Here is a 17,025-nt window from a genome sequence, read left to right on the forward strand (position 1 = left end):
CATTCCGCCCAAGCAATCCCTCGCACTGCATTCCACCGAGACATCCGTGTCAGCCAACAAGACCGACCCGAGCGCCAGCGCCGAAGGCAAGACATCAATCCAGGTCATCGAACGCATGATGAAGCTGCTCGACGTGCTCGCCCACCACGCCGACCCCGTCCCGCTCAAGCAGCTCGCGCTCGAGACCGGGCTGCACCCGTCGACCGCGCACCGCATCCTCGGCGCGATGACCCACAGCGGCTTCGTCGAGCGTTCGGACGCCGGCATCTACCGGCTGGGGATCCGCCTGCTCGAGCTCGGCAGCATCGTCAAGTCGCGCATCTCGCTGCGCGAGACGGCGATGCCCTTCATGCTCAAGCTGCACGCGGCGACCGGCGAGAGCGTGAACCTCGGCGTGCGCGCGGGCGACGAGATCGTCTATGTCGAGCGCACCTCCAGCGGCCGCGCCTCGGTGCGCGTGGTGCACATCGTCGGCGCGCGGGCGCCGCTGCACACCACCGCCACCGGCAAGCTCTTCCTGGTCGAAGACGGCCTCGAGCGCATCCGCGACTACGCGCGCCGCACCGGCCTGCCGGCATCGACGCCGGCCTCCATCACCACCCTGCCCGCACTGGAAAAGGAACTCGACCGCGTGCGCCGCCACGGCGTGGGCTTCGACCTCGACGAAGTCGAAGCCGGCGTACGCTGCATCGCCGCCGGCATCCGCGACGACGATGGCGAGCTGATTGCGGGCCTGTCGCTGTCGACGCCGTCCGAGCGCTTCAACCCCGACTGGGCCCCGCTCGTGCGCGAGACGGCGGATGAGATTTCGCGCGCGCTCGGCTACCTGGCGCCGCGTGCGAGCTGAGACCGCGCGCAAAGCCGCGGGACGCGGCAAAGCGGACCTCGGCGACCGCGCTCATCCGCCGCTGCCCTGAAGCGCCGCAGCCAGGCGCTGGGGAGAGGTCTGCTCGAGCCACTTGCGCACGCGCTTGGCATCGGCGGTACGGGTGTAGCGCCCCTGCGAGTCCATCAGCACCATCACCACCGGCTGCTGGTGCAGCCAGGTCTGCATCACCAGGCAGCGGCCGGCTTCCGAGATGTAGCCGGTCTTCGAGACACTGATCGCCCACTCCGGGCTGCGTACCAGGCTGTTGGTGTTGCCGAAGCGCAGGCTGCGGCCATTGACGTCCACATAGCGCTCGTGCGCGGTGGAGAACTCGCGGATCAGCGGGTAGGAAGCCGACGCCGCCACCAGCTTGGCGAGGTCGCGCGGGCTGGACACGTTGCCCGGGTTGAGCCCGGTGCTGTCATGGAAGCGCGTGTTCCACAGTCCGAGCAGGCGCGCCTTGACGTTCATTGCCTCGACGAAGGCCGCCTCGCCGCCCGGGTAGTTGCGCGCCAGCGCGGACGCGGCGCGGTTCTCGGAAGACATCAGCGCAAGCTGCAGCATCTCCTCGCGGCTCAGCGTGGCGCCGAGCGAGAGGCGCGAGCCGGTGCCTTTGAGGCGGTCGATGTCCCCCTCGGTGATGGCGATCGACTCGGACAGGCTCTGCCCGGAGTCGAGGACGACGATCGCGGTCATCAGCTTGGTGATGGAGGCGATCGGCAACACCGCGGTGGCGTTGCGCTCGAGCAGCACCTCGCCGGTGTTCTGGTTGATCACGTAGAAGGCGCTCGACCCCAGCACGGGCATTCCGCTCGCATCGAGCGCGAGATCCGTCTCGGCTTGATCGGCGGCCGCGGCTGCGGGCGGGAGGGCAAGGGCAGCCGGCGCGGCCTTGCGCAAGCTGGCGCGCACCGGCGCGCCCTTGGCGCGAGTGGCGGATTTCGCCATGGACGCCCTGGCCTTGCTTGCCGCCTTCTTCGTCGACGCGCGCGAAGCGGGCTTGGCTGCCTTGCGCGCGCCGCCCTGCTTCGCCGCTGGCTTGGTCGCGACCGCCTTCTTCTGCACCGCGGCCTTCGAGGCGGACTTCTTGGCACTGGCCGAGGCCTTGTCCGACGTGCGGCTCGTGCCGCTGGCGGCGCCTGCCATTCCTGAGTGCAGCGCGAACAGCGCCGCAAAGGCGGCAATGAGGACTTTGAGCTTCATGATGGCGGGATGCGAAAGTGGGACAGCCGGGGCGCTACTGCGTTTCGGTTTAAAAATAAGCAGATACAAAAAGGATTTCAAGTCGTTTCGAAGAACGGCGTGAAATTTTCCCACATTCGCCACGGCACCGTCCCGGCGCGCGCATGAAAACCCGCCGTCCCATCTCACTCGAGACGCAGGAATCGCCGCAGCTCGGGCTCGCGCGCCATAGCGTCGTGATATCCGAGTTCGATCAGCGCGCGCACGAAACCGGGCTCGAAAAGCAGGTACGAGAGCAGGGTCGAACCCTCGCGCCGGAAGGTCCCGAGGCCGCGCAGTACCGTACGCAACAGCGGCGGCAGGCTGTAGGCGTGGCGGCCCGCTATTGTATCCAGACGTTGGGAGGGCTGGATGACCAGGGTCTCGATCGGCCGGAGGGCGATGCCGGCCGCGGCGCGTTGGGCGGGGTCGAGACGGCCGACGGTGTCGTTGATCCGCGACAGGCTCTCGAGATCGACCGCGAGCGTGTCGAGGAAGATGCTCGACAGCGCATGGCCGGCGATCTGCGCCGGCGAGGGGTAGCGCTCGACGCGCACCCGCCCCTCCTCCGCGGTGCGCCCGGCACCGATCACCAGGATGCGGTCGGCACCGAGATGGATCGCCGGGCTCACCGGTGCAAGCTGGCGCATCGAGCCGTCACCGAAGAACTCGCGGTTGATCTTCACCGCGGGGAACACGAAGGGCAGCGCGGAGCTCGCCATCAGGTGGTCGATGCGCAGCGCGCAGCGCACCCCGAGGCGCTGTGCGCGCCGCCACGGCAGGATGTCGATCGCACCCTGGAAGAAGGCGAGACTCTCGCCGGAGGAGTAGCCCGAGGCGGTGACGCTCAGCGCATGAAGCTCGCCGCGCGCGATCGCGGGATCGATGGCGGACAGGTCGAGCACACGCTCGAGCAGGCCGTGCAGCGGCGCATTGTCGAGCAGCGCACGCGGCGTCTGCCGCACCAGCCAGCCGGCGAACAGCGCCGAACCCCAGCGCACCCCGCTGCCGAGCAGGGCGGCAGGATCGACGCGATACACGTCGTGCACGTGCAGGCCGCGCCACACGCGCTCGATGTGGCGGACCGCCCGCCCGAAGTCGGCGGCGTGCACCGCCAGCGCGGTGGCGTTGATCGCCCCGGCGGAGGTGCCGCACAGGATCGGAAAGGGGTTGCCCGTGCGCTTGCCGCGCAGCTCGCGGATCGCGCCGAGCACGCCGACCTGATAGGCCGCGCGCGCGCCGCCGCCGGTCAGCACCAGCGCCGCGCGCCCCGCCCGCTCATCTCGATCCTGCATTCGCGCCGCCTCCGCTCACACCCTGGCGCGAGCATGGCGCAGGGCGCGAGCGACAGACAAGCGCAAAAGTCTCAGTCCGGCACTCAGCCGGCCTGGCCGGCCTCGACCACGGTGAGCGCAGTCATGTTGATGATGCGGCGCACGGTCGCCGACGGCGTCAGGATATGCACCGGCTTGGCCGCACCGAGCAGGATCGGCCCCACCGTCATGCCGCTGCCGGCCGCGTTCTTCAGCAGGTTGAAGGCGATGTTGGCCGCGTCCAGGGTCGGGAAGATGAGCAGGTTGGCGTCCTCGCGCATCTTGGCGTTGGGGAAGATCTGCAGGCGGTGGCGGGCGTCGAGCGCCGAGTCACCGTGCATCTCGCCCTCGACCTGGAGCTCGGGATGGCGCTCGTGCAGCATGCGCAGCGCGGCGCGCATCTTCTCGGCGGTGGGCGAATCGGCCGAGCCGAAGGACGAGTGCGACAGCAGCGCGATGCGCGGCTCGATGCCGAAACGCTTCATCTCCTCGGCCGCGAGCAGGGTCATCTCGACCACCTGCTCGGGCGTCGGGTCGTAATTGACGTAGGTGTCGGCAAGGAACAGCGTGCGCCCCGGCAGGCTGAGCAGGTTCACCGTATACAGGTGGTCCACGCCCTCGCGGCGGCCGAGCACCGTCTCGACGAACTCGCGGTGCAGGCGGTGCATGCCGTAGGTGCCGCAGATCAGGCCGTCGCCATAGCCGAACTTGAGCAGCAGCGTGCCGATCAGAGTGGTGCGCCGGCGCACCTCCTTCTTGGCGTACTCGACCGACACGCCGTGGCGCTCCATCAGGCTGTGATAGTGCTGCCACAGCTCGTTGAAGCGCGGGTCGGAATCCGGGTTCACCAGCTCGAAGTCGCGTTCGGCCGCCATGCGCAGGCCGAAGCGCTCGATGTTGTGCGTCACGACGTCCGGCCGGCCGATCAGGATCGGACGCGCCAGGCCCTCGTCCACCACCTGCTGCACCGCGCGCAGCACCTTCTCGGATTCGCCCTCGGAGAAGATGATCCGCTTCGGGTTCTTGTGCGCGGCGGCGAACACCGGCTTCATGATCAGGCCGGAGTGCCAGACGAAGTTGTTCAACTGGCTGCGGTAGGCGTTCCAGTCCGTGATCGGGCGCGTCGCCACGCCCGAGGCCATGCCCGCCTCGGCGACCGCCGGCGCGATCTTGACGATCAGGCGCGGGTCGAAGGGGCGCGGGATGATGTACTCGGGGCCGAAGCCGCCGACCTTCTCGCCGTAGGCGGCGGCAACGATGTCGCTCTGCTCGACGCGCGCCAGCTCGGCGATCGCCTTCACCGCGGCGAGCTGCATCTCGTCGGTGATCGTGGTCGCGCCGACGTCGAGCGCACCGCGGAAGATGAAGGGGAAGCACAGCACGTTGTTGACCTGGTTCGGATAGTCCGAGCGACCGGTGGCGATGATCGCGTCGTTGCGCACCGCCTTCACCTCGTCGGGCAGGATCTCCGGGGTCGGGTTGGCGAGCGCGAGGATCAGCGGGTTGGCCGCCATCTTCGCCACCATCTCGCCCTTGAGCACGCCGCCGGCCGACAGGCCGAGGAACACGTCGGCGCCCTCGATGATCTCGGCAAGCTTGCGTGCATCGGTCTTCTTCGCGTAGCGCGCCTTGATCGGGTCCATCAGCGTGGTGCGGCCCTCGTAGACCACGCCCTCGATGTCGGTGACCCAGATGTTCTCGACCGGCACGCCGAGCTTGACCAGCAGGCCCAGGCAGGCGAGCGCCGCGGCGCCGGCGCCCGAGGTCACCAGCTTGACCTTCTTCAGATCCTTGCCCTGCAGGTGCAGGCCGTTGAGCACCGCGGCGCCGACCACGATCGCGGTGCCGTGCTGGTCGTCGTGGAAGACCGGGATCTTCATGCGCTCGCGCAGCTTCTGCTCGATGTAGAAGCACTCGGGCGCCTTGATGTCCTCGAGGTTGATGCCGCCGAAGGTGGGCTCGAGCGCGGCGATCATGTCGATCAGCTTGTCGGCATCGGGCTCGTCGATCTCGAGGTCGAAGACGTCGATGCCGGCGAACTTCTTGAACAGCACGCCCTTGCCTTCCATCACCGGCTTGGCGGCGAGCGGGCCGATGTTGCCCAGGCCGAGCACCGCGGTGCCGTTGGTGACCACCCCGATCAGGTTCGAGCGCGCGGTCAGCTCGGCCGCCTGCGCAGGGTCCTCGACGATGGCGTCGCAGGCCGCCGCGACGCCCGGCGAATAGGCCAGCGACAGGTCGCGCTGGTTGGACAGCACCTTGGTGGGCGTGACCGAGATCTTGCCCGGGCGCGGATAGCGGTGATAGTCGAGCGCTGCCGCGCGGATCAGTTCGTCCATGCTTGTCTTCCCCTCTCGTCTGGTGATGTTCTTGGCCTAGAGCGCCGATGCCGGCGCATCAGTGCCGAAGGATACCGCGGAACGACTAATTACCGCATTACGAAAAGTAAATTTGCGATGTGAAAAGTACGTATATTGCCCTTCTTGATCTTCATGATAGTCAGCCAGACGCTGATCGAAACCGCCCGGCCATGGCATAATTATGGGCTCTTGCGGGACAGGACCCCAGCCTGCACCGCGCCAGTCGCAAGATCAGGCGCCACGCGCCTTCGCAGCCCGCCGGCCAGGCAGCACCCTGCATCACACGATGGCCGACCGACGGGGATGGTTTCGCATCACAGCACGGGAGAGCTGTTTACATGTCTCAGAACCACGCCCAGGCGGCGATTGCCGCTGCCCCCGATTACGTCCGCCATGAAGGCCTGAAGAAGTGGGTCGGCGAGATCGCCGCCCTCACCGAACCGGACCGCGTGGTCTGGTGCGACGGCTCGCAGGAAGAGTACGACCGCCTGTGCGCCGAGATGGTCGAGTCCGGCATGCTGATCAAGCTCAACCCGGAAAAGCGCAAGAATTCCTACCTCGCCTGGTCCGACCCCTCCGACGTCGCGCGCGTCGAGGACCGCACCTTCATCTGCTCGCAGAACAAGGGCGACGCCGGCCCCACCAACAACTGGGAAGACCCGGCGGTGATGCGCGAGACCCTGAACGGCCTGTTCAAGGGCTCGATGCACGGCCGCACCATGTACGTGATCCCGTTCTCGATGGGCCCGCTCGGCAGCCCGATCGCCCACATCGGCGTCGAGATCTCCGACAGCCCCTATGTCGTCGTGAACATGCGCACGATGACGCGCATGGGCCGCGGCGCGATCGAGGTGCTCGGCACCGACGGCGAGTTCGTGCCCTGCGTGCACACCGTCGGCGCCCCGCTCGCCCACGGCGAGAAGGACAGCCGTTGGCCGTGCAACCCGACCACCAAGTACATCGTCCATTACCCCGAGACGCGCGAGATCTGGTCCTATGGCTCGGGCTACGGCGGCAACGCGCTGCTGGGCAAGAAGTGCTTCGCGCTGCGCATCGCCTCCACCATGGCGCGTGACGAGGGCTGGCTGGCCGAGCACATGCTGATTCTCGGCGTCGAGTCGCCGCAGGGCGAGAAGACCTACGTCGCGGCGGCCTTCCCCTCGGCCTGCGGCAAGACCAACTTCGCCATGCTGATCCCGCCCAAGACCTTCGACGGCTGGAAGATCACCACGGTCGGCGACGACATCGCCTGGATCAAGCCCGGCCCCGACGGCAAGTTCCGCGCCATCAACCCCGAATTCGGCTACTTCGGCGTCGCCCCGGGCACCTCCGAGAAGACCAACTTCAACGCGATGGCCACGTTGAGGGAAAACATCATCTTCACCAACGTCGCGCTCACCGACGACGGCGACGTGTGGTGGGAAGGCATGAGCAAGGAAGCCCCGTCGCACCTGGTCGACTGGCAGGGCAAGGACTGGACGCCCGAGATCGCCAAGGAAACCGGCCGCAAGGCCGCGCACCCCAACGCGCGCTTCACCGCCCCCGCCAGCCAGTGCCCGTCGATCGACCCGGCCTGGGAAGATCCCGCCGGCGTGCCGATCTCGGCCTTCATCTTCGGCGGCCGCCGCGCCACCACCGTGCCGCTGGTGTACGAGGCCTTCAACTGGAACTTCGGCGTGTACATGGCCTCGACGCTGGGCTCCGAGACCACCGCCGCCGCCTTCGGCGCGCAGGGCGTGGTGCGTCGCGATCCGTTCGCGATGCTGCCCTTCTGCGGCTACCACATGGGCGACTACTTCAACCACTGGCTGCGCATGGGCCACGTCGTCGAAGACACGCCGAAGATCTTCTGCGTCAACTGGTTCCGCATGAACGAGAAGGGCGAGTTCATGTGGCCCGGCTTCGGCGAGAACATGCGCGTGCTGAAGTGGATCGTCGAACGCTGCGAGGGCAAGGTCCAGGCCAAGGAAACCGCGCTCGGCTGGATGCCGCGCTTCGAAGACCTCGACTGGACCGGCGCCGAGATCACCCGCGAGGAGTTCGACGCCCTGACCAAGGTCGATGCCGACGCCTGGCGCAGCGAGCTGAACTCGCACAAGGAGTGGTTCGACAAGCTGCAGGACCGCCTGCCGCGCCAGCTCGTGCTCAAGCGCGAGCTGTTCGAGCTGGCGCTCGGCACCGACTGAGGAAGCGCGCCGGGAAGCGGCCGGCCGGTTTCCGACTGGCCGCCTCCGTTCGCGGGCAAGCCCGCTCCCACGGTGGGGTTCATTCGCGGGCCGGGCTGCTCCCACGGTGGGGTTCATTCGCGGGCGAGCCCGCTCCCACGGGGGTTTCTTTCGCGACCTTGATTGCCGTCACCGCCCCGTGGGAGCGGGCTTGCCCGCGAACTACCCAAAAAAGCGCCCGCCGGCGCTTTTCTGCTTTTCACCACCGGAGTTCCACCATGCACCGCTCATGCCGCCTCGACGACATCCAGCCCTTCCACGTCATGGAGCTGCTGCGCCGGGCTCGCGAGCTCGAGGCGCAGGGCCGCGACATCATCCATATGGAGGTCGGCGAGCCCGATTTCGCCACCCCGCAGCCGGTGATCGAGGCCGCCACCCGCTTTCTCGCCGGCGGCGACGTGCATTACACCCCCGCGCTCGGGCTGCCAGCACTGCGCGAGGGGATCGCGCGCTTCTACCAGGACCGCTTCGGGGCCGACGTCGCGCCCGAGCGCATCGTCGTCACCGCCGGCGCCTCCGGCGCGCTCATGCTCGCGCTCGCCGCCACCACCAACCCGGGCGACGCCTGGCTGCTGCCCGACCCCGGCTACCCGTCCAACCGTCATCTGGTGCGCGCGTTCGAAGGTGTGGCGCAGGCCCTCCCGGTGGATGCCGACACGCGCTACCAGCCCACTGCGGCGCAGGTCGACGCAGCCTGGACCGACACCACCCGCGGCCTCATGGTGGCCACGCCGTCCAACCCCACCGGCACCCTGCTCAGCGTGGATGAAATCGCCGCCCTGCATGCGATCACCCGCCGGCGCGGCGGCGTGCTCCTGGTCGACGAGATCTACCAGGGCCTGAGCTACGGCGTGGAGGCCGAGACTGCGCTGGGGCACCCGGCGCTGAATGCCGCCGACGACCTCTTCGTGGTGAACAGTTTCTCGAAATATTTCGGCATGACCGGCTGGCGCCTCGGCTGGCTGGTGGTGCCGCCGGGCTTCACGCGGCAGATCGAGAAGCTCGCCCAGCACTTCTTCATCTCGCCATCGACGCCCGCGCAGCACGCCGCGCTCGCCGCCTTCGCACCCGGGACGATCGAGATCCTGGAATCCCGCCGCCATGAGTTCGCCGCGCGCCGCAACGCGTTGCTGCCCGCCCTGCGCGACGCCGGCTTCACGATCGCGACCGAGCCGCAGGGCGCCTTCTACATCTACGCGGACATCTCCCGGCTGGCCGAGGATTCGGAAGCGCTCGCCCGCCGCATGATCGAGGACGCGGGCGTCGCCGCCACGCCCGGACTGGATTTTGGCCATCACCTGCCGCGCCGCCATCTGCGCATCGCCTACACCACGCGCAGCGAACGCCTGCTCGAGGCGGTGGCGCGCATCCGCGCGCTCGACCTCGGCCGCTGAAGGCGTAAACGCCAGCGGGCGGGCAGGATCCACGATCCTGCCCGCCCGCCGCATGCGAAAACCGACGCGCCCACGGGGTGGGCGCCGATGCTCAGCCCGCGAGCTCGATGGCGGTGCGCGTGTCGGTGCGGCCTGCGATCAGCATCAGCCGCTTCTTGACCGCCATGACCTTGCGCGTGTAGCGCGCCTTGGGGTCCTTGAGTGCGCCGTTGTAGTACTGCAGCGCGCGCTGCATGCTGCCGTAGCGCTGCAGCCCCTCGTGCAGCACCAGGGTGCCGACGCGGACATTGACCTCGGGGTCGAAGAGCGCATTGCGGCCGCGGTTGGGGCCGATCTTGTCCTTGTGGTAGCGCGGGATGACCTGCATCAGCCCCTGCGCGCCCATGTTGCTCACCGCGCGCGGGTTGAAGCTCGACTCCACCGCCATGATCGCCACGATCAGCAGCGGATCGAAACCGAGCTCCTCGGCATGCGTCTCGGCGGCCGCCAGCGCGGGCGCGATCGTCTGCTCGGACACGCGGTAGGTGTCGGCGATCCAGTCGCGCACGCGCGCCATCTCTGCGGAGAGTTCGCCCTCTTCCTGCGCGAAGGGGTCGGCGCCGAGCGCCTCGATGCCTACCGGCCTCGCCTTCGCGAGCTTGAGCGCCGGCGGCGACACGGACAGCGACGGCTCGCGCACGGGCGCCAGGCGGACCGGCGGCGTGTAGCCGATCTCGGGCTCCACGACGCTCAGCTGTACCGGCGGCGTCACCCGCAGGCCGAGGCCGGACGCCATCGCCGACTCGGAAATCGTCGGCTCGGCCACCACCTCGACCATCGTGTCACTGTATTGGACGCGGATCGGATCGCTGACCGCGCCGTTCATGTAGGCCATGCCCATGAGGCCGGCCGAGAGGGCCGCGCCTTGCGCCACAGTGCGCGCAATCCCGCCCGCCTGACGCGCGAGCGCGTTGAATCGAGTTGCGTGTTTCATGGTGTCCTCCGTGCTGTGGCCAGAGTCGCCGCCTTGCCTCGCCCCGGGTCGGGGACCAGCCACCACCGCTGTTTCGTACGGTGTGTGCGCCGCGCGGCCGGTGGGCCGCCACGACGGGCAAACGAACTCGGTCGCCAGTAGGTGTTAAAGCCCGTCGCCGCAACCAGACGACGGACCCCGCGGTGCGAGCGTCCATGAAACTGCGTCTACCCCGGGATGGGGAGGCGCCGCACCGAATTCAAATTAAAATGTTGCGATGCAACAGGGAGCGAATTCTATTCGCAGCCAAGGATTTTGTCAAAACTTGACATCCGGGTGCGCCCCTGCCCGCATGTCATCCTTGAGCGCAAGCAAGGCCTGGAGCCGATTCCAGTCGAAAAACGGCCCTGGATCGGTCTTGCGCCCGGGCGCGATGTCCGAGTGCCCGACCACCGCCTCGATCGGGTAGCGCCGCTTCAACCCGGCGATCAGCGCCGCCAGGCGCTCGTACTGAACCGGCTCGAATGGCAGGGAGTCGCAGCCCTCCAGTTCGATGCCGATGGAGAAGTCATTGCAGCGCTCGCGCCCGTTCCAGCTCGACACACCGGCGTGCCAGGCGCGGCGATCCGGGTCGACGAAGCAGATCGTCTCGCCGTCGCGGCGGATGAAGTAGTGCGCCGACACGCGCAGGTGGTGGATGCTGGCGTAGTAGGGATGCGCAGCGGGGTCGAGGGCATTGCAGAACAGTTGCTCCACGCCCGGGCCGCCGAATTCGTCGGGGGGCAGACTGATGGCGTGGACGACGATCAGGCGCACGGCCTCGCCGGGCGGGCGGGCGTCGTGGTTGAGGCATAGGGGGGTCAGGTCTTTCATTTGCTCACAGTCCGTTGAGGCCGCCGTGCCTCACGCCCCTTGGCGACGATGCGGCTGATCGAACTGTAATGCAGGCCGAAGAAAGCAGCGAGTTGGGCGTAGGTAAAGTCGCCGGAATCAGCCGCCTCGAGGACGGCCTGGTCCCGTGCGGGGAAACGCTCGACGTAGGTGTCGAGGGCCACACCCTTCGGGCGTCGCTGCATCCTGGGCACCTCGCTCAAGCGTTCATCGTCGGCGAAGCTGCTCGCCATGCGACCCGCAAAGTCCTTGCTGCCCAGGTAGATCTGCGCATTCAGGCCCTCCCAGATGGGCGGAAGACCGATGCCGGCGCGCACGAAGTCTTCGTAGCGGCCGATGGCGCGCGACCGCACTTCGCCAAACTGGCCCAGGACCCAGTTCGTCGCCAACCATGACGGCGCCTCCACCCGGCCGAGCAGCGCGCGATGGCTGCTCCACGGCCAGTCCGCCGCATCCTTGCACAGTCCGGCACGCACCGGATTGAGCACGACATAGCGCGCGAGCTCCACGAGGTAGGCGTCCGCCTCCACGAGGATCGCCTTGTAGCGCCCCTGGAAAACGTGACCGACACGACCATAGCGGCGATTGACCGCCTGCGTGTACACCCCGTTTAGCTGCCGCATGCCGCGCGCAAGGTTTGCTTCGGCAGTTTCCACGACGACGTGGTAGTGATTGCCCATCTGGCACCACGCATGACAGCGCCAGTTGAAGCGCTCGCAGACATCACCGAAGAGATCGAGCCACGTCCGCCGGTCGGCATCGTCACCGTAGATCATCTCGCGCCGATCGCCGCGCGAGGTCACGTGGTACACACCGCCCGCAAGCTCGATTCGCAACGGCCGCGCCATGATACCCATCCCTTGAAAGGAGAGCCCGGATTATGCGTACGCCATTTTTCGTCCGCAAGCCCGTCACGCATCACCCGGCACGTGGGATGAGCAAATGAAAGACCTGATGCCGGAGCCTCGCGCAGGCTTGGGAGGCGTGCAAACCCGCGCTGCTCGAGCGCCTCGGCAAAGGACGCGCACGGGGTATTCCTTCCGAGGCTGCGGAACTCGTCGTCGCTACGCTCGACTCGGACAGTCCTCGCCTCTTCAGGAACACCCCGCACGCATCCACGGACCGCTCGTGAGCAAATGAAAGACCTGACCCCGAAGCTTCGAAAAGCTTCGAATGAAAGACCTGCCCCCGAAGTTGCCCGCGAAGTTGCCCGAACCTAGAGCGGAAGAACCACACGCATCTGGAGACCACGCGTGAGCAAATGAAAGACCTGATGCCGGAGCCTCGCGGAGGCTTGGGAGGCGTGCAAACCCGCGCTGCTCGAGCGCCTCGGCAAAGGACGCGCACGGGGTATTCCTTCCGAGGCTGCGGAACTCGTCGTCGCTACGCTCGACTCGGACAGTCCTCGCCTCTTCAGGAACACCCCGCACGCATCCACGGACCGCTCGTGAGCAAATGAAAGACCTGACCCCGAAGCCGCAAGAAGAAGGCGCGCGGCAAGCGCAAGCCCTTGCCCATCGAGCTGCCGCGCATCCATGTCGTCCATGACGTCCCCGAGGCCGAGCGCACCTGCGCCTGCGGCACGCCCATGGTCGAGATCGGCCAGGACGTCAGCGAACAGCTCGACATCGTCCCGATGCAGGTGCGCGTGCTGCGCCACATCAAGAAGCGCTACGGCTGCCCCAAGGGCGACCAGGCGCCGGTCACCGCCCACGCGCCGACGCAGGTGCTGCCCAAGAGCAACGCCAGCAACGACCTGTTGGCGATGCTGCTCGTCACCAAGTACGTCGATGGGCTGCCGCTGGCCCGTTTCGAGTACGTGCTCGCCCGCGCGGGCGTGCTCGTGCCACGCCAGACCCTGGCGCGCTGGGTGATCGGCACCGCACGGGCACTGCAGCCGATCGCCAACCTGATGCGCGACGTGCTGCTCGGGCACGACGTCATCCACATGGACGAAACTCCGGTCCAGGTGCTCAAGGAACCCGGTCGGGCCGCAACGAGCAAGAGCCAGATGTGGGTGCAACGCGGTGGCCCGCCGGGCAAGCCGGTGATCCTCTTCGAGTACGATCCGAGCCGCGCGCAGGCGGTGCCCTTACGCCTGCTCGAAGGCTGGAGGGGGCATCTGATGGCCGACGGGCTCGAGAGCTACGGGGCGATTGCCTTCACCGAAGGGGTGACCCGGCTCGGCTGCTGGGTGCATGCGCGACGTCGTTTCGTCGACGCCACCAAGGTGCTGCCCGAGGGCAAGCGCGGCCGCGCCCACGAAGCGCTGGCCCTGATCGGCAAGCTCTACGCCATCGAGAAGGAGGCGCGCGAACTGGACGACGCCGAGCGCCTGGCGCGACGCCAGACCGGCAGTCGCGCCGTCATCGACGAACTACGCCGATGGCTCGACCAGGTGCTCCCCACCGTGCCGCCCACCTCGGTGCTCGGCGGCGCATTGGGCTACCTGCATCGGCAGTGGCCGCGACTGACGCGCTACCTCGAGCGCGGCGATCTGCCGATCGACAACAACCCCGCCGAAAACGCCATCCGCCCCTTCGTGGTCGGGAGGAAAGCGTGGCTCTTCTCGGACACCCAGGCCGGTGCGCGCACCAGCGCGCTCATCTACTCGCTGGTTGAAACCGCCAAAGCCAACAACGTCGAGCCGTATCTGTGGCTGCGCCATGTCCTGCGGGCGTTGCCCACCGCCACCACCGTCGAACACTTCGAGGCCCTCCTGCCCTGGAATCTCAAGGCTGAGCAGTTGATCACAGCGTAGCGAGCCCGGGAAGGATGGGGTTCGTGGATCGCTTACGCTGCTCGAGCGCCTCGGCAAAGGACACGCACGGGGTATTCCTTCCGAGGCTGCGGAACTCGTCGTCGCTACGCTCGACTCGGACAGTCCTCGCCTCTTCAGGAACACCCCGCACGCATCCACGGACCGCTCGTGAGCAAATGAAAGACCTGACCCCGAAGCCGTGACCCCGAAGCCAAGCCTGAGCCAAGCCTGAGCAAATGAAAGACCTGACCCTAGAGCCCCTCGGAGCCCGAAGCCGAGCCGAGCCGAGCCGAGCCGCGCGGAGGCTTGGGAGGCTCGTGAGCAAATGAAAGACCTGACCCTAGAGCCCGTTGGAGAGCCCGTAGCGCGCGACCCCTTGCGGTCGCCGTAGACGAAAAAAACGGGAGCCGAAGCTCCCGTTTTTACTTTCAAACCTGTCGAGGGGACAGATTAGAAGGTGTGACGCATGCCAACCGCGAAGACATTAGCCTTGTCGCCAGTCACGCCAGCGGAGGCACCCACGACACCCTTGGTAAGGCCATTGTCGTTGTCGGTCTGGTTGTAACCAACATAAGCAGTGGTCCGCTTCGACAGGGCGTGGGTGTAAGCGATCGAGTAAGACTTGGCTTCAGCATTAACCAGATCATAATCAGCCTGACCGTAGCCAAGGTGAACAGTGCCAGCAGCGCCGACCGGCACCATCACGCCAACCTGCCACAGATCAAGATCGTCACCAGCGGCATTACCAAGCGACTTTGCGTCCTGATAGTGAGCGGTGAGCGTCGCAACGCCGAAGTTATAGCTGGCGCCCAGCGACCATTCCTTCTGGTCTTCGGCGTTATCCTGAACAACCTGATAAATCGCCGCAACACGCAGCGGGCCATTCATGTAGTTCAGACCCAGGCCGTATGCGTCGTCATCGGACGGATTCGCAGCTTGCTCAACAGCGTCCATCGAGTAGATGGCACGCACACCGAGACCCGAGAACGAGCCGTTGTAGGCAACCGAGTTGTTCCAGCGTGCGCCAGAACCAGCGTCAATCGTGGAGCCTTCGCCCGAAACAAGGATCGCAGCGGGCGACAGGATGGCCGAGTTACCGAACGCATCAACGATGTGATCAAAGCCCGGAGCATACTGGCGGCCGAGGCTGACGGTACCGAAGCCGCTCGAAAGACCAACGAAAGCCTGGCGGGCAGCCCCGCCCATGCCAGTGGCGGCGTCATCGATAGCGATGCCCTGCTCGTACGTGAAGACACCCTTCAGGCCATTGCCCAGATCCTCAGTGCCGCGGAAGCCGATACGGCTGCCGGACAGGCCGCCGCTGTTAACTGCGGAGTAATCATTGGCACCGTGGTCACCGAAAGCCATGTAGGCGTCAGCCACACCGTAGATGGTCACGTTCGACTGAGCGAAGGCCGGAGCCGAAACCAGGCCAGCAACAGCCAGCGCGATCAGTTTCTTCTGCATATGTTTCTCCTCAAATATGAAGTTGAGACCTCGGCACTTGCCTTGGCCCTACTCACCTCTCTGGCGAGAAGTTGAGGCGATTCTGCAAACCTGCCGCCGGCCTTGCAAGCATGACAACGCGAAAACGCGACATTCCGGGCTTTGTTGTTGCGGACGTGCAACAGAACCCCCGATCAGCGCCGCGCGTCGAGCCGCGCCAGGGTCGAGTTCCATGCCAGCAGCTTTTCGTCCGCCGTCACCAGCGTCGCGCTGCGCACAACGGCGGAAGCGGCAATGAAGCGGTCAGCGGGGTCGCGATGCAGGTCGGCGAACCCCGCGGCCGCGAGCGCAACGCGGCCATCGAGCGGGATCTCGAGCAGCCCCGCGCCCAGCAGGCCTGCCCGCCAGCTTTCAAGAGCGAGCGGCAAAACGATGCGACCTTTCTCTGCAAGCATTGCGCATTCCCAGAAGCTGATCGCACTCACCGCGACCTCGCCCGCGCGCCAGGCCTGCTCGATGCGCGCACGCGCCTGCGGGCCGAGCGCGGCATCGTCGGCGTCCATCCAGATGAGGACGTGCGTGTCGAGAACGATCACGACAACACCTCCCAGTCATCGTCGGCAACCGGTGACACGATGTCTCCGAGGATACGTAAGCCTGGATGCAGACCAAAAGGCGAAGATGCGCGCGCGCCCTGATAGGGATGCAGTTCGGCCACGGGCTTACCGTTCTTCGTGACGACAAGGATCTCGCCGGAGGCCGCCACCTGGTCCATCAGGGCGAGGCAGCGGGCCTTGAATTCGGAGGCCTGGATGGTTTGCATGGTCGTACTCCCTGGATAATAGATGACCATGATCATGACCATGGTTGCACATGAGATCAAGCCCAATCCACCATCCCGGATACAGACGCTTGCCGCACCGCCTAAAGTAGCTACTATGGACTCATCTCAACGCTAATCAGGACACTGATCATGAAAGTCATGACCGCACGCGAAGCAAAGAACCGGTTCGGCGAATTCCTCGATGCATCGCGCCGGGAGCCGGTCGTCATCACCAGGAACGATCGCCCCGTCGGCATCATGGTGTCGATCGAGGACGCAGCGGACACACTGTTGCCGGAATTCCTGCTCGACAAGACCCCCGGTTACGACGGCTGGCTCTTCGAGAAGGTTACGGCGACGCTCGAACGCATCGATGCAGGCCAGTCCACGCTACATGCTCACGACGAAGCCATGGCGCTGCTACGCGAGCGTGTGGCAGCACGGAATCGCCGTGCATGAACATCCTCTGGACTGACGAGGCGCTGGACGACCTTGAGGAGATCCTTGTTTATTACCACTCGGAGGCAGGCCCCCTGACTGCGGAAGCCGTCCATTCGCGCATCGTTGCCGAGATCGAAGCCTTGCGCGTCTTCCCCGAGCGTATTCGGGCAAGTATGCGAATCCCGGGGGCACGTGAGCTCGTCATTCGCCGACTGCCCTATGTTGCCTTCGTGAAAGTGACGGATGACTCGGTGATCGTGCTCAACGTGGTTCATACCGCACGGGAGTTTCCTGCGCGCCACTGAGATGCCACGAAGGGAGCAGCGAAGG

Annotated in this window: 15 protein-coding genes and 1 pseudogene; 7 read left to right on the forward strand and 9 right to left on the reverse strand. The window is 66.5% G+C overall.

From position 1 onward, the window contains the following. Positions 1-46 precede the first annotated feature (46 nt). The gene (locus AAG895_RS15800) at positions 47-847 is read left to right on the forward strand and encodes an IclR family transcriptional regulator (RefSeq protein ID WP_345792942.1); all 801 of its coding nucleotides are present in this window, start codon (positions 47-49) and stop codon (positions 845-847) included. Positions 848-898: 51 nt separating this feature from the next. On the opposite strand, the gene pbpG is transcribed toward AAG895_RS15800, so the two are convergent. Continuing rightward, positions 899-1,933: a D-alanyl-D-alanine endopeptidase gene (gene pbpG / locus AAG895_RS15805; protein ID WP_345795312.1), complete on the reverse strand. Its 1,035-nt coding sequence runs from the start codon at positions 1,931-1,933 to the stop codon at positions 899-901. On the opposite strand from pbpG, the gene AAG895_RS15810 reads away from it, so the two are divergent. Continuing rightward, positions 1,815-2,174 (forward strand): hypothetical protein, encoded by a 360-nt coding sequence (locus tag AAG895_RS15810; protein WP_345795364.1) that lies wholly within the window; start codon positions 1,815-1,817, stop codon positions 2,172-2,174. The two genes, pbpG and AAG895_RS15810, sit on opposite strands and share 119 nt — an antisense overlap. A gap of 61 nt (positions 2,175-2,235) precedes the next feature. Here the strand turns inward: AAG895_RS15810 and AAG895_RS15815 are convergent, their stop codons facing one another. Both AAG895_RS15815 and AAG895_RS15820 read right to left on the reverse strand, forming a co-directional pair. Next, positions 2,236-3,384, reverse strand: a complete 1,149-nt coding sequence (locus AAG895_RS15815; RefSeq protein WP_345792943.1) for a patatin-like phospholipase family protein — start codon at positions 3,382-3,384, stop codon at positions 2,236-2,238. A gap of 83 nt (positions 3,385-3,467) precedes the next feature. Beyond that, entirely contained in the window at positions 3,468-5,741 is a 2,274-nt protein-coding gene (locus tag AAG895_RS15820) for an NADP-dependent malic enzyme (protein WP_345792944.1), read from the reverse strand. A gap of 359 nt (positions 5,742-6,100) precedes the next feature. Here AAG895_RS15820 and AAG895_RS15825 point away from each other — a divergent pair, with 359 nt between their 5' ends. Together AAG895_RS15825 and AAG895_RS15830 are read left to right on the forward strand one after the other, a co-directional pair. Next, positions 6,101-7,948: a phosphoenolpyruvate carboxykinase (GTP) gene (locus AAG895_RS15825; protein WP_345792945.1), complete on the forward strand. Its 1,848-nt coding sequence runs from the start codon at positions 6,101-6,103 to the stop codon at positions 7,946-7,948. 257 nt (positions 7,949-8,205) lie between these two features. Beyond that, positions 8,206-9,381: a pyridoxal phosphate-dependent aminotransferase gene (locus AAG895_RS15830; RefSeq protein ID WP_345792946.1), complete on the forward strand. Its 1,176-nt coding sequence runs from the start codon at positions 8,206-8,208 to the stop codon at positions 9,379-9,381. A 91-nt stretch (positions 9,382-9,472) separates the two neighbouring features. On the opposite strand, the gene AAG895_RS15835 is transcribed toward AAG895_RS15830, so the two are convergent. The 3 genes from AAG895_RS15835 to AAG895_RS15845 form a co-directional block, all read right to left on the reverse strand. Then, complete coding sequence (locus tag AAG895_RS15835) at positions 9,473-10,354, reverse strand: transglycosylase SLT domain-containing protein (RefSeq protein WP_345792947.1); 882 nt, start codon at positions 10,352-10,354, stop codon at positions 9,473-9,475. Positions 10,355-10,651: 297 nt separating this feature from the next. Beyond that, a complete protein-coding gene (gene ampD, locus AAG895_RS15840; RefSeq protein WP_345792948.1) occupies positions 10,652-11,206 on the reverse strand; it encodes a 1,6-anhydro-N-acetylmuramyl-L-alanine amidase AmpD in 555 nt (184 codons plus the stop codon). After that, on the reverse strand, positions 11,203-12,072 hold the full coding sequence (locus tag AAG895_RS15845; protein WP_345792949.1) for a transposase: 870 nt from the start codon (positions 12,070-12,072) through the stop codon (positions 11,203-11,205). The genes ampD and AAG895_RS15845 overlap by 4 nt, the downstream gene beginning before the upstream one ends. A 644-nt stretch (positions 12,073-12,716) precedes the next feature. Between AAG895_RS15845 and AAG895_RS15850 the strand changes: the two are divergent. Further along, positions 12,717-13,985, forward strand: a pseudogene (locus AAG895_RS15850) (IS66 family transposase); the annotation flags it as partial. A 450-nt stretch (positions 13,986-14,435) separates the two neighbouring features. Here the strand turns inward: AAG895_RS15850 and AAG895_RS15855 are convergent. From AAG895_RS15855 to AAG895_RS15865, 3 genes are all read right to left on the reverse strand, one after another. Continuing rightward, positions 14,436-15,452 (reverse strand): porin, encoded by a 1,017-nt coding sequence (locus tag AAG895_RS15855; protein WP_345792950.1) that lies wholly within the window; start codon positions 15,450-15,452, stop codon positions 14,436-14,438. A 173-nt stretch (positions 15,453-15,625) separates the two neighbouring features. After that, on the reverse strand, positions 15,626-16,027 hold the full coding sequence (locus AAG895_RS15860) for a type II toxin-antitoxin system VapC family toxin (protein WP_345792951.1): 402 nt from the start codon (positions 16,025-16,027) through the stop codon (positions 15,626-15,628). Then, positions 16,024-16,254, reverse strand: coding sequence for a type II toxin-antitoxin system Phd/YefM family antitoxin (locus tag AAG895_RS15865; RefSeq protein ID WP_270069311.1), 231 nt, complete (start codon positions 16,252-16,254; stop codon positions 16,024-16,026). Before AAG895_RS15865 ends, AAG895_RS15860 begins: the two co-directional genes overlap by 4 nt. A 150-nt stretch (positions 16,255-16,404) precedes the next feature. On the opposite strand from AAG895_RS15865, the gene AAG895_RS15870 reads away from it, so the two are divergent. Both AAG895_RS15870 and AAG895_RS15875 read left to right on the forward strand, forming a co-directional pair. After that, the gene (locus AAG895_RS15870; RefSeq protein ID WP_345792952.1) at positions 16,405-16,713 is read left to right on the forward strand and encodes a type II toxin-antitoxin system Phd/YefM family antitoxin; all 309 of its coding nucleotides are present in this window, start codon (positions 16,405-16,407) and stop codon (positions 16,711-16,713) included. Further along, a complete protein-coding gene (locus AAG895_RS15875; RefSeq protein ID WP_345792953.1) occupies positions 16,710-17,000 on the forward strand; it encodes a type II toxin-antitoxin system RelE/ParE family toxin in 291 nt (96 codons plus the stop codon). The genes AAG895_RS15870 and AAG895_RS15875 overlap by 4 nt, the downstream gene beginning before the upstream one ends. Positions 17,001-17,025 lie beyond the last annotated feature (25 nt).

The sequence above is a fragment of the Thauera sp. JM12B12 genome (assembly GCF_039614725.1).
GTDB lineage: Bacteria > Pseudomonadota > Gammaproteobacteria > Burkholderiales > Rhodocyclaceae > Thauera.

Excerpts from the sequence above, each read along its gene's own strand:
- AAG895_RS15825 (WP_345792945.1), top strand. The coding sequence starts at position 6,101 with ATGTCTCAGAACCACGCCCAGGCGGCGATTGCCGCTGCCCCCGATTAC.
- AAG895_RS15835 (WP_345792947.1), bottom strand. The coding sequence starts at position 10,354 with ATGAAACACGCAACTCGATTCAACGCGCTCGCGCGTCAGGCGGGCGGG.
- ampD (WP_345792948.1), bottom strand. The coding sequence starts at position 11,206 with ATGAAAGACCTGACCCCCCTATGCCTCAACCACGACGCCCGCCCGCCC.
- AAG895_RS15815 (WP_345792943.1), bottom strand. The coding sequence starts at position 3,384 with ATGCAGGATCGAGATGAGCGGGCGGGGCGCGCGGCGCTGGTGCTGACC.
- AAG895_RS15845 (WP_345792949.1), bottom strand. The coding sequence starts at position 12,072 with ATGGCGCGGCCGTTGCGAATCGAGCTTGCGGGCGGTGTGTACCACGTG.
- AAG895_RS15810 (WP_345795364.1), top strand. The coding sequence starts at position 1,815 with ATGGACGCCCTGGCCTTGCTTGCCGCCTTCTTCGTCGACGCGCGCGAA.
- AAG895_RS15870 (WP_345792952.1), top strand. The coding sequence starts at position 16,405 with ATGAAAGTCATGACCGCACGCGAAGCAAAGAACCGGTTCGGCGAATTC.
- AAG895_RS15830 (WP_345792946.1), top strand. The coding sequence starts at position 8,206 with ATGCACCGCTCATGCCGCCTCGACGACATCCAGCCCTTCCACGTCATG.
- AAG895_RS15855 (WP_345792950.1), bottom strand. The coding sequence starts at position 15,452 with ATGCAGAAGAAACTGATCGCGCTGGCTGTTGCTGGCCTGGTTTCGGCT.
- AAG895_RS15875 (WP_345792953.1), top strand. The coding sequence starts at position 16,710 with ATGAACATCCTCTGGACTGACGAGGCGCTGGACGACCTTGAGGAGATC.
- AAG895_RS15865 (WP_270069311.1), bottom strand. The coding sequence starts at position 16,254 with ATGCAAACCATCCAGGCCTCCGAATTCAAGGCCCGCTGCCTCGCCCTG.
- AAG895_RS15820 (WP_345792944.1), bottom strand. The coding sequence starts at position 5,741 with ATGGACGAACTGATCCGCGCGGCAGCGCTCGACTATCACCGCTATCCG.